This is a genomic window from Labrenzia sp. VG12, from assembly GCF_002237595.1.
GTDB lineage: Bacteria > Pseudomonadota > Alphaproteobacteria > Rhizobiales > Stappiaceae > Roseibium.
The window spans coordinates 5874524-5886136 of the sequence record NZ_CP022529.1 but is presented as its reverse complement, the minus strand read 5'-3'; the positions used below and the strand labels follow the sequence as shown (position 1 = coordinate 5886136).

The following is an 11613-nucleotide window of genomic DNA, read 5'->3' as shown; positions in this document are numbered from 1 at the left end:
AGAATGACCCGTTCCACCAGTCTTCTCTACCTCGATGGCGTTTCGGTTTCCTTCGATGGCTTCAAGGCGCTGAACGAATTGTCGCTGACAATCGATCCGGGTGAAATGCGCGCCATCATCGGCCCCAACGGGGCGGGCAAGACCACGATGATGGATGTCATCACGGGCAAGACCCGGCCCGACAGCGGCGAGGTCTTTTTCAACGGCACCATCGACCTGACAGGCGAAGACGAGGCCTCGATTGCCGAACTTGGCATCGGGCGCAAATTCCAGAAACCGACGGTCTTTGAAAGCCACACGGTGTGGGACAACCTGGAACTGGCGCTGAAGGCACCGCGCGGACCGTTCGCCACGCTGTTTCACGTCATTGCCCAGGCGGAAAAGAAACGCATCGACAGCCTGCTGGAACTGATCCGTCTGGGCGACAAGCGGTACGATCTGGCGGCGAACCTGAGCCACGGCCAGAAACAATGGCTGGAGATCGGCATGTTGCTGGCCCAGGATCCCAAGCTCCTCCTGGTCGATGAACCTGCCGCCGGCATGACCGACGCGGAAACCGCCGAAACGGCAGATCTTCTCAAGGACATTGCCAAGGACCATTCCGTGGTCGTGGTCGAGCACGACATGGACTTCGTGCGCTCGCTGGGTGTGAAAGTCACGGTTCTTCACGAAGGCTCCGTTCTGGCGGAGGGATCGCTCGACCATGTCTCGGCCGACGAGCGCGTTGTTGAAGTCTATCTGGGGCGGTGAGGACCATGCCTAATCCCGACGGTTGTCATCCCGGTTTGGCTGATAGCCAAGACCGGGATCCAGTAATCCCAGTTTCAGCAAGAACCGCCAAAGATCGTGATTACTGGATCCCCGCCTCCGCGGGGATGACAAATCAAGTGCTTTGTCTGTGCACAAGCTACGAGGCCTGAACAATGCTGCAAGTTGACAAGATCGATCTTCATTACGGCGCCGCTCAGGCCCTGAAGAAGGTGTCGCTGAGCGCCGAGATCGGCAAGGTGACCTGTGTGATGGGCCGCAACGGGGTCGGCAAGACCTCAACGTTGCGTGCGGTTGCCGGACAGCACGGCATCAGTGCGGGAAAGATCCTCTGGAACGGGGAAGACATCTCGTCCCTGCCGGCCCATGCCCGCGCCCGAAAAGGCATCGCCATCGTGCCCCAGGGCCGCGAAATCTTCCCGTTGCTTACGGTCAAGGAAAACCTGGAAACCGGCTACGCGCCGATCCGCCGCAAGGACCGGTTCCTGCCGGAAACGATCTTCGAGCTGTTCCCGGTTCTGAAGGACATGCTGTCGCGGCGCGGCGGCGACCTGTCGGGCGGACAGCAGCAGCAGCTCGCGATTGCCCGGGCCCTGGTCACCCGTCCTCAGCTTCTGGTGCTGGACGAACCGACCGAAGGCATCCAGCCGTCGATTATCAAGGATATTGGCCGGGCGATCTCATGGCTGCGCGACCAGGGGACCATGGCAATCGTGCTGGTGGAGCAGTATTTCGAATTCGCGCGTGACCTGGCCGATGATTATGCGGTGATGGACCGCGGCGAAGTGGTCCTGTCCGGCAGCGGAGCGGAACTGTCGGAGACCGAGGTTCGGCGATATCTGACGGTCTGAGCCCGCCCTAGGCCACTTGCTCGGCCTTGTCCGCCAGCGCCTGCACATAGGCCAGGCACTTGTCGGGCGCTTGCGGCCGGCAGAAATGGTAGCCCTGAAAGTGGGTGCAGCCCAGCCGCAGCAAACGCGTGAGCTGATCTTCCGTCTCGACCCCTTCCAGAACGGTGCTGAATGCCAGGCTTCTGCTCAGATCAAGAATGGAACTTATGATGTGTTCGCTGACTTCCCCCTGACCGAACTGTGTCAGGGAGCGGTCGACCTTAACCTCGTCCAGCGGCAGCGCCTTCAGATACCGCAGGGATGTATGTCCCATGCCAAAATCGTCCAGCGCAATGCGAACACCATGCTCGCGTAAACGTTCCAGAGAGGCGAGCGCCGCGTCGTCCGGGATCAGCAGGGTGGATTCTGTGATTTCGAGCTTGAGGACATGGGTTGGCAGGTAGTGCGCGTCCAGCCGTTCAAACACGTTTTTATCCAGCGTCCCGCTCAGGATCTGCGCCGGCGCGACATTCACCGCAATCATGAAGTCATCCGCAACGCTGCCCTGCCAGTCCTTTCTTTGCGCACAGGCAAGATCCAGCACCAGGTAACCAAGTTCCGGCATGATGCCAAGCTCTTCGGCCAACTGAATGACAACCGGCGGCGGCACCCTGCCATAGACGGGATGGTCCCAGCGCAACAGCGCTTCCGCCGCGAAGGCCTGTCCGCTTCTCTGGCAGATCTGCGGCTGGTAGTCCAAATACAGTTGACCACGCTGACGAACCGCGAGTTCCAGATCTCCGGCGATTGCCAGAGCCATCCGGCCCGGATCACCGGTGCGTGACAAAAGACGTTTGCCCACGGCTCGGCTGTCACCCTGCTCGCTGAAAGCGACAAGATCCTTCATGGTTGCCTGCCCTTTCAGGGCGGCAACCCGTTCCGACAGGCGAACAAATGGCGCATAGACCGCAATGCTGGTCGCAAGACAAAGCCCTTGTGTCAGGGCGCCGTTGATCGAACCGGTGACCGCATAGCCATTGATGATGGCGGGTGTCGTCCAGGCAACCTGATGCCCGGTGAGCGGCATGAAATCGGCACTCATCGCCAGATACATCACAATCGTATTGATGATCGGAACCAGCAGGAACGGCAGCGCGAAAATCGGATTGAGGACGATCGGCAATCCGTAAAGCAGCGGTTCATTGACATTGCAGAGGGCCGGCAGACCGGCAAGGAGGGCGAAGTTCCGCATGCTGGGAGAACGGCTGAACAACAGCATGGCCACGATGAGACCAATCGTGGCGCCGGAGCCCCCCATGTGCAAAAGGTCGAAAAACTGGGACGTGAAGATGAATTCCGGTTGCTGGCCTTCCAGCACCGCGATGTTGTTGGCGATGCTGGCGGGAGCCAGCTGGGCGTCCTGAACCGATTGCAGAACGTTCGGGCCATGAATGCCGAACAGCCAGAAGACCTGCGACACGACGATATAGGTCAGCCCGAAACCGAGCGTGTCCTCGCCGGAGGTCAGCGCCCTAGCGAACGAGCCGTTGAGATCGGCAACGACGTCCGTTGATCCAAGGCTCAGCAGCACGGCCTTCAGAACCGCAAAGACGATGATTGTCAGGCCTGCGGCCGGCATGATGGTGAAAACATCGCCGATCATGCCCTCGTGACCGATTGATTTTGACTTGATCCGCAGCCACTGCAGCTTCGCAAGGCGCAGGAACACCTCTGTTGCACCGATGGCAACAAGGAGAGCGACCGGCAAACCGAAACTGAGCGAGATGGCGGCCTGGAGCGTCGGCTGATCGGTTGGCGCTACGAGCACAAAGAAGCAGGTGACAACAACCATCACGCTCAGGACCGGGTTCGCGACCGGGGTTTTACCGCGAGTGTTGCGCAGGTTGGTGTAGACATAGGCGTAGCCCGACATCGCCAGCAGCGCAGCAATACCGAAGGTCGAGGACACCAGGATCTGCAGCACAGGTGCAAATTGCGGTCCGAACAGGTCGGCAAACACGGCTTTGAGTTCGGGAAAGGGCGGATGCAGGAACAGCAGGGCCAGCGCCCCGACCATGATCAGAGGCAGCGTCAGGGCGAGACCACGCTGCAAGGCTGTCAGCATGGAAATGCGGCTCAAGACATCCGCGAAGCCGATGACATCGATCTTTAACATCAGTCCCTGTCTACACTTCACCTTACAACCAGAACAGCATGAGGTGAATCTTTTATAATTTTACGAGAACTTACAGCCTGGATCGTTTTGTTTTATATTGCACAGTCTTAACAATTACTCCTGCGCAATTTTACCAGTCCTCCCCATCATCGATACGCTGATCCCAAATCGGCATTCTTGAACGGTACGCGATGCGGCAGCGGCAAATTGAAGGCAGGATCGACTTCAGGTCTGGTCTTTTCGACTCCAGCCATGTAATCCGGGCACACTTGAAAAGCCTCATGGCGACCGGCGACTGCCGGACACCGCTCGGAAGCAGGAAATTTTAGAATGCGCGTTGCAATGATTGGGACCGGCTATGTCGGTCTGGTTTCGGGAACATGTTTTGCGGATTTCGGTCACGTCGTGACCTGCATCGACAAGGACGCGAGCAAGATCGATGCCCTCAACAACGGCCAGATCCCGATCTATGAACCCGGGCTCCAGGACCTGGTTGCCAAGAACGTTGCCGAAGAGTGCCTCTTCTTCACCACAGATCCGAGCGAGGCAATCAGGCAGGCAGATGCGGTCTTCATCGCTGTCGGCACTCCGACCCGCCGCGGCGACGGTCACGCGGATCTCTCCTATGTCTATGCGGCAGCCGAAGAAATTGCCGGGCTCATTGACGGCTTCACGGTGATCGTCACCAAGTCAACTGTTCCGGTCGGCACCGGAGACGAAGTAGAAGCGATCATTGCCAAGACCAATCCGGACGCGCAGTTTGCCGTCGTGTCCAACCCGGAATTCCTGCGGGAAGGCGCCGCCATCAGCGACTTCAAACGCCCGGACCGGGTTGTGGTCGGCACCGACAGCGACAAGGCGGTCGAGGTGATGCAGGAACTCTACCGGCCGCTTTATCTCAACGAAACGCCGATCATTGTGACCCGCCGCCGGACGTCCGAACTGATCAAATATGCTGCCAACGCCTTTCTGGCGGTCAAGATCACGTTCATCAACGAGATCGCGGATCTGTGCGAAAAAGTCGGCGCGAATGTTCAGGAAGTCTCCCGCGGTATCGGTCTCGACAACCGGATCGGCGGCAAGTTCCTGCATGCAGGACCGGGCTATGGCGGTTCCTGCTTTCCGAAAGATACGCTTGCCCTTTCCAAGATTGCCGCTGACGCCCAGTCGGACCTGAAAATCGTCGACAGCGTCATTGAAGTGAATACGGCACGCAAGAAGAAGATGGCCGACAAGGTCATTGATTTCATGGGCGGCGATGTCGACGGCAAGACGATCGCCCTCCTTGGCCTCGCCTTCAAACCGAACACCGACGACATGCGCGAAGCGCCGAGCATCGATATCGTTGCCAAGTTGCAATCCGCAGGCGCGAAAATCAGGGCTTACGACCCGGCAAGCATGGAAGAAGCCAAAAAGGTCATGTCCGGCGTCCTGTTCTGCGATGGTCCTTATCACGCCATCGAAAACGCAGATGTGGTTGTAATCGTCACCGAATGGGATCAGTTCCGTGCGCTCGATCTGGACCGGGTCAAATCCCTGGTCAACGCCCCGAAAGTGGTCGATCTCAGGAACATCTACAAGTCGGATTACATGACTGCCCACGGCTTCGAATATACCAGCGTCGGCCGCAGCTACTGATTTTTTCAGGGCATCATTTTACTGACAATTTTGGAACGCCGGGTTCAGAAACAGCCCGGCGTTCACTTTTTCTGTATTACCAAAATTTCACATCACATTTGTCTTTGGTTTATTGCCCCGGCGGCGACAGCATGGTAACCAAATCCTTAACAGACAACAATTTTCCGGATCTCGTTAACCATTAATTAACGATGTGATAGCGGGCGCAACCGCCACCGGATAGGATGATTTTGCACATCCCAGTGTATCGGGTTGAGGCTGACAAAACTTGGCAAACGAAACAGTTTCATACGACGCCGACGAGCCGAGCCGAGACACCTTGAGTCTCGCTGAATACGTCGTCTGGCGCGGCGCGAACGCTGACACGATCGACGTGTCGCGGCGGCGCAGCCGCGTCATGCGCGCGGTGGATTCCGGCCTCAAGAAGACCTTGGACCTGACCGGTGCGTTTGCTGGCCTGATCCTGCTGTTTCCCCTCTTCGTTGCAATCTCGGTTGCAATCAAGACCACCAGCCGTGGGCCGGTCTTCTTCCGCCAGCAACGATATGGCCGCGACGGCACGCCGTTCACGGTCCTGAAATTCCGCTCCATGCACATGCACCTGTGTGACAAATCCGGTGTTGCACAGACCGTCGAAGACGACCCGCGCGTGACCGCAGTTGGCGGGTTCCTGCGCAAGAGCAATTTCGACGAGCTGCCGCAGTTGATCAACGTTCTCAAGGGCGACATGTCACTTGTCGGTCCACGGCCACATGTTCCGGGAATGCTGGCAGCGGGCATGCCCTACGAGCATTTCGACACCCGCTACATGACCCGGCACCGGGTCCTTCCGGGCATTACCGGACTGGCCCAGGTAAACGGGTTTCGCGGCGAAACACGCGATCCCTATGCAGCGCGCATGCGCCTGGAATACGACCTCGCCTATATTCGCAGGCAATCCGTTTTTCTCGATATCCGGATCCTGGCCACCACGGTCGTGAAAGAGTTCTTCAAGGGCAAAGGCTATTGATCCTTTGCCTCTGGCTGGCCGAAGCCGACCTTCCTTCATGTCGAGTTGAATAAACTCCCGGACCTATCTTGAACCGTTCAGCCTTGCTGCATGCTGTACGGCGTAGACGTAGCCTGCAACTCCGCAGCCGGCGATGACCGCTTCGGCACGTTGCGACACGTAGGAATGATGGCGGAAGCTCTCGCGCTGGTGAACATTCGAGATATGCACCTCGATCACCGGGCAGGTACAGGCGCTCAGCGCATCCAGAATGGCAATGGATGTGTGTGTGTAGGCGGCCGGATTGATGATGATGGCTGACGCCGTCTCCCTGGCTTCGTGAATCCAGTCGATCAGCTGATGTTCGGCGTTGCTCTGCCTGAAGACGATTTCAAGGCCGGCCTGCTGCGCGGTTTCTGCGCACATCTGCTCCACATCGTCCAGCGTTTGGGACCCGTAAATCTTCGGTTCCCGCTTGCCAAGCAGGTTGAGATTCGGTCCGTTCAGGATGAAGATCGGGTGCGCCATGAAAAAGATCCTTTGAACTGCGTCAGCAGCATGCGGTTTGATCGTGGGTTTTACCAAGGTTTTCCCGAAGATTAAACACATCCCTGTGGACGGTTTCCCAACACGTTAACCTGCCTAAAACACAGCCTTGCGTTGACCGGTTTTACGCATTATTAACTATGCAAATCAGGGGAAAATCAAAACGGCTCAACGACGACCATGGTAAAGCGGGAACGGCTGGACACTCTTGAATCATTGATGGCGGCTGTGGACGGATATCAGCATTTGCCGATTGATGTTCTGTCGCAATTCCTGCTGGACCACTATACCGTTGACCTTGATGTGCTGGCCCAGTTTGCCGAAGCAGCGGAAACAGAAAATGCTGCCCTGCAATCCGGCTCCACCTATCATGACGTTCAGCGCAGCAACGCGCAGTCAGCCGCCTGATCCCATTCGAATTTGAAAATCGGTTAGCCGATGGCCGTGACGTTGTCGTCGCCGCCACCTTCGCCCGGCTGTCCGGGTTGCCCGGGACCGCCCTGCCAGATTTTCTGACGATTGCGAATTTCGCGCGGCGCGGGACCGAAATACGTGGCGGTCTTGATGAAGTCACGCGGATGGAGGATCACGCTGGAGACCCTCTGGTAGAGGGACTTGGCCGAGATCGGCTTGGAAAGCAGTTCGTGAACCCCAAGTCGCCGTGCCTCCACGATCCGGCTGCGCTCGGTGTGAGCCGTCACCATGATGATCGGGATATAGGCAAAGGGATTGTTCGGGCTGCGGATCATGCGCACCATGTCGGCTCCGTCCAGGATCGGCATGACCCAATCGAGGATAAGGATATCCGGGTTCGCGCGATCCATGGCCTCAAGGCCGGACGCACCGTCTTCGGCCTCGACAATGCGGCGCGCGCCGAAGCCCTGCAGCATGGTGCGCAGGATCGTCCGCATATAGGCACTGTCTTCAACCAGCAAGAATGTCAGCGAGGCAAGATCGAGGCTCACCTAGTCCTCCATGTTTGCATTCAATCTTGACATGAAAGTCTGAACAATGAGTTAGCCTGATCCAGGCTGACGTGAGAACGCTGCAAATCGCCTTGCAACCATCATACAACTCTTGAATGGTGCAATTTCCTGCACAAAAACTTCGGAATACAAGAGACGATTTCATCCCTTGGTAATATTGCAGCGAATTAATCTTTTGTGGGAAGCGATGTTAACGGGACTTTCAAGACTGAAACGTCATCTTGGCAAGCAGAAAACCAAATCCAAGAGACGCCTTTGCACACGACGTTTAGAACCATGTCCCGGGATCCAGACCCTTTCGGGGAAGACAAACCGCTCCCTCACGAGCCTCAGACGTCCGAACCGGAAACCAGTGGCGGGTTACGGGACAATCTGCTGCTGCTCGCCGGTGTCGGGCTTGTCCTGCTGGCCACGGGCATGGCGTTGTCCAACGTCCTGTCTTGACCTTTCACTGCTTCGGACCCTCCGGTCTCGATGGGTCACTACGCTGAGCGAGGCAGCCGGGCGCTGAACAGCGCAACACATCCGACAATGTCTATCTCGACTTCTTCGAAGCGCTCCTGCAGAGCGCCTTCAAGAGCTTCAAGCGTGTCGTTTTCATTGCTGAAAACACCCTTGGCGTTGTAGATGCCCATCAACTTCCGGGCTGCCCATGACCGGGGCACATCGCCCTGCAGGATGGTTGACCCGAACACCGTGCCGCCGGGAGCCAGATGGGGCTGCAAGTGGTCCAGCAGAACCATCTTGTCCGACATGGTTCCGGGCAGACAGTGAAAGACGTAATTCAGCCCGACCGACTGAAACGTGCCAAGCGTCTCCGGCCACGGGATCAGAGCATCGGCCCTTACCTTATGTGGCTGGTACCGGCTGATCCGTTCCGCCGCGGCCTCCAGACATTCCGCATTCGGGTCGAGCAGCGTAATCCTGGGCTTGGCCTCCGGAAACACAGCCTTGTCCAGAAAGTACCCGGTCCCGACGCCGATATCGAGATGATCCGCAGACAGGTGACGATCATAAAGATCAACCAGATGCCGGCTTGGACAGCGCCAGAGGAAGCTGTTGGAAAAGCCCAGCACGAGGGCGTCATAGACGGCCAGTGACTTTCGCGAATAAATCGCGTAGCCGGGTTTGTGAGCCTCGGGGAACTGTTCCATGCCTCATCCTCGCAATTTTGCGGAGGCATCGCTAGATGGCCAATGCGGCGCCGACAAGGCAGGACCGCCCCCAACCGTCGCAAGTTGGAACGCAGGCCTGTTACAATCACGGTCCCGTCTATTTGCCCGGCAGATCGTCATCATCCAGGATGCGCCACTTGGCGCCTTCCAGATCATCATATTGGCCGCTTTTCAGGGACCAGAGAAACGCACCGAGGCCGAGCGCTCCCAGCAACAGGGCAATCGGGATCAGGAAAATCAGAACATCCATTGTCGTTAACCTTGCACCGGGCTTTCGCCAACACCGTGATCGGTCTGCTCCATTTGGGAACGCCCCTCTCCCCAGCGAAGTTTCAGGGCATTTGCCGTTACCGCCAGAGACGAGGCGGACATGGCAACGGCAGCCATGAGCGGCGTTACAAAACCTGCAACCGCGATCGGCACCGCAATGACATTGTAGATCGTCGAGATCCAGAGATTCTGTTCGATCGCCGCGCGCGCCCGTTTCGACAGGCTGAGCGCATCGGCAACCGGCTGCAATTTGTCACCCAGGAAGACCGCATCTGAAGCGGCCTGACTGAGATGGACCGCCGAGACCGGCGACAGCGAGACATGCGCACCGGCAAGCGCCGGTGCATCATTGAGGCCGTCACCGACCATCAGCACCTTGCGCCCCTGTCGCTGAAGCTCCTCCAGGCGCGCGATCTTCTGGGCCGGTTTCATACCCGCCTGCCAGTTGGCAACACCCAGGGTTTCGGCACAGTCAGCAACGGCGGGCTGCGTGTCGCCCGACAGGATTTCGAGCGCAAGGCCCTGTGCCTCCAGGCTTGCAATGACGGACTTTGCGTCCGGGCGCAGTCGCTGACGGAAGGCGAGCAGGCGGACCGGGCGGTCTCCAAGCCCGATGGCAAGAAGCGATGCCCCCGGCGCGTCCCGCAGAGCCTTATCGATCTGCTCCGGTGACGCGCCGCAAAAGACCGGACTGCCGAGGCGCAGACGGTTTCCGTCCACAACGGTTTCCAGACCTGCACCGGAGTGTTCCGTGACCTCCGGAAGTGGCGTCAGGGCGCCTGTCGCCTTGACCAGCGCGGTTGACAACGGATGGCGGCTGGCCAGGGCCAGACGACCTGCCAGTGCAATATCGGTGTCATCCGGATCGATATCGCTGCACAGGTCCGGTTCGGCAAGCGTCAGCGTGCCGGTCTTGTCAAACAGGATCGTGTCGATCTCGGCAAGACGTTCGATGGCATCCCCCGAATTGAGCAGCACCCCGCGGCGGAACAGTTGACCGGACGCAACGACCTGAACGGCCGGCACGGCCAGCCCCAAGGCACAGGGACAGGTGATGATGAGAACGGAGATGGAGATCACGAGTGCGGGCTGCCAGCTCAGCCCTGCGAGCAGCCAGCCCAGAAAGGTCAGGGCCGCGGCGCCGTGGACCAGCGGCGCATAGAGCTGAGCCGCCCGGTCCGCGATGCGCACATAGCTGGACTTGGCCTGAGAAGCTGCCTCCAGCAGCCGGTTGACCTCGTCGAGCAGCGTCGCGCCGGATGCGGCCTCGACACGTACCTGCAGGGCCCCTGCCCCGTTCAGCGTGCCGGCATAGACCCGCTGGCCGGCGATCACCGGAACGAGAACGCTTTCCCCGGTCACCAGGCTCTGGTCGATTTCCGACGTTCCGGTTTCAACCAGACCGTCGACGGGCACCCGCTCACCGCCGGACACAAGCACAAGATCTCCCGAAACAACCTTTGAAAGAGGGACCTCGCGAACGCTTCCGTCCGGATTGATGCGGGCGGCGACTTCGGCCTTGAGGGCGGCAATGTTCTCGGCAAAGGACCGCGTGCGCCCTTTCATGTTGTGGTCGAGATACCGCCCGACCAGCAGAAAGAACAACAGCATCACGGCCGATTCAAAATAGGCGTGATGATGATGCTGCAGCGTTTGCACGATGGACAGCGCAACGGCCAGAAAGACGCCGATCACGATCGGCACGTCCATGTTGAGCCGGCCGGCCGACAGCGCCCGGAAAGCGCTGATGACAAAAGGACGGCCGGAATAGACGACGGTCGGCAAGGCGATCAGGGCAGACAGCCAGTGAAAGAAGTCTCTCGTTTCGGGCGTGATGTCGGTGGCATTGCCCGACCAGACGGAGACCGACAGCAGCATGATGTTCATGCCGGCAAAACCGGCCACCGCCAGACAGCGCAGAAGCTGTTTGCCGGTCTGGTCCTGGCGCTGCTTCTGGCTGGCCGGATCGAACGGGTGCGCCGTGTAACCCAGCCGGTCGAGCTCGGCAACGATTTCGTCTGCGCCGGTCTGATCCTCGACCCAGTCGACCGCAAGCCGCTGACTGGTCAGATTGACCCGTGCGGTCCGGATACCCGGCAGACGTTTCAGCCCACGTTCGATCTCGCCCATGCAGGCCGCACAGGTGATGCCGTCAACGGCGAGATCCATATGGACCGCGCCGTCTTTTCCAGGCGTTACAAAGGACTGCCAGTCGCGCTGATGAACCGTCACGCCG

The 11613-nt window shown here is 58.8% G+C and carries 12 protein-coding genes; 6 read left to right on the top strand and 6 right to left on the bottom strand.

What is annotated here, in order from left to right; genetic code table 11:
- Window positions 1-3 precede the first annotated feature (3 nt).
- Together urtD and urtE are read left to right on the top strand one after the other, a co-directional pair.
- The gene (urtD, locus tag CHH27_RS27135; RefSeq protein ID WP_094074370.1) at window positions 4-750 is read left to right on the top strand and encodes an urea ABC transporter ATP-binding protein UrtD; all 747 of its coding nucleotides are present in this window, start codon (window positions 4-6) and stop codon (window positions 748-750) included.
- A 173-nt stretch (window positions 751-923) separates the two neighbouring features.
- Entirely contained in the window at window positions 924-1619 is a 696-nt protein-coding gene (gene urtE, locus CHH27_RS27130; RefSeq protein ID WP_094074369.1) for an urea ABC transporter ATP-binding subunit UrtE, read from the top strand.
- Window positions 1620-1626: 7 nt separating this feature from the next.
- On the opposite strand, the gene CHH27_RS27125 is transcribed toward urtE, so the two are convergent.
- Window positions 1627-3774 carry an EAL domain-containing protein gene (locus CHH27_RS27125; RefSeq protein WP_094074368.1) on the bottom strand — a complete coding sequence of 716 codons (2148 nt, stop codon included), beginning with the start codon at window positions 3772-3774 and terminating at the stop codon, window positions 1627-1629.
- Window positions 3775-4104: 330 nt separating this feature from the next.
- Here CHH27_RS27125 and CHH27_RS27120 point away from each other — a divergent pair, with 330 nt between their 5' ends.
- Window positions 4105-5412, top strand: coding sequence for a UDP-glucose/GDP-mannose dehydrogenase family protein (locus CHH27_RS27120; RefSeq protein WP_094074367.1), 1308 nt, complete (start codon window positions 4105-4107; stop codon window positions 5410-5412).
- A gap of 319 nt (window positions 5413-5731) precedes the next feature.
- The gene (locus CHH27_RS27115) at window positions 5732-6421 is read left to right on the top strand and encodes a sugar transferase (protein ID WP_247646166.1); all 690 of its coding nucleotides are present in this window, start codon (window positions 5732-5734) and stop codon (window positions 6419-6421) included.
- A gap of 63 nt (window positions 6422-6484) precedes the next feature.
- On the opposite strand, the gene aroQ is transcribed toward CHH27_RS27115, so the two are convergent.
- Entirely contained in the window at window positions 6485-6928 is a 444-nt protein-coding gene (aroQ, locus tag CHH27_RS27110; RefSeq protein WP_094074365.1) for a type II 3-dehydroquinate dehydratase, read from the bottom strand.
- 237 nt (window positions 6929-7165) lie between these two features.
- On the opposite strand from aroQ, the gene CHH27_RS27105 reads away from it, so the two are divergent.
- Window positions 7166-7354 (top strand): hypothetical protein, encoded by a 189-nt coding sequence (locus CHH27_RS27105; RefSeq protein WP_094074364.1) that lies wholly within the window; start codon window positions 7166-7168, stop codon window positions 7352-7354.
- A 23-nt stretch (window positions 7355-7377) separates the two neighbouring features.
- Here CHH27_RS27105 and CHH27_RS27100 read toward each other — a convergent pair whose 3' ends face one another.
- A complete protein-coding gene (locus CHH27_RS27100; protein WP_094074363.1) occupies window positions 7378-7911 on the bottom strand; it encodes a response regulator in 534 nt (177 codons plus the stop codon).
- A 297-nt stretch (window positions 7912-8208) separates the two neighbouring features.
- Between CHH27_RS27100 and CHH27_RS27835 the strand changes: the two genes are divergently transcribed.
- On the top strand, window positions 8209-8376 hold the full coding sequence (locus CHH27_RS27835; protein ID WP_157739120.1) for a hypothetical protein: 168 nt from the start codon (window positions 8209-8211) through the stop codon (window positions 8374-8376).
- 38 nt (window positions 8377-8414) lie between these two features.
- Here CHH27_RS27835 and CHH27_RS27095 read toward each other — a convergent pair whose 3' ends face one another.
- From CHH27_RS27095 to CHH27_RS27085, 3 genes are all read right to left on the bottom strand, one after another.
- The gene (locus CHH27_RS27095) at window positions 8415-9086 is read right to left on the bottom strand and encodes a bifunctional 2-polyprenyl-6-hydroxyphenol methylase/3-demethylubiquinol 3-O-methyltransferase UbiG (protein ID WP_094074362.1); all 672 of its coding nucleotides are present in this window, start codon (window positions 9084-9086) and stop codon (window positions 8415-8417) included.
- Window positions 9087-9204: 118 nt separating this feature from the next.
- Window positions 9205-9357: a cbb3-type cytochrome oxidase assembly protein CcoS gene (ccoS, locus tag CHH27_RS27090; RefSeq protein WP_094074361.1), complete on the bottom strand. Its 153-nt coding sequence runs from the start codon at window positions 9355-9357 to the stop codon at window positions 9205-9207.
- Between the two features lie 5 nt (window positions 9358-9362).
- On the bottom strand, window positions 9363-11609 hold the full coding sequence (locus CHH27_RS27085; RefSeq protein WP_094074360.1) for a cation-translocating P-type ATPase: 2247 nt from the start codon (window positions 11607-11609) through the stop codon (window positions 9363-9365).
- Between the last annotated feature and the right edge of the window lie 4 nt (window positions 11610-11613).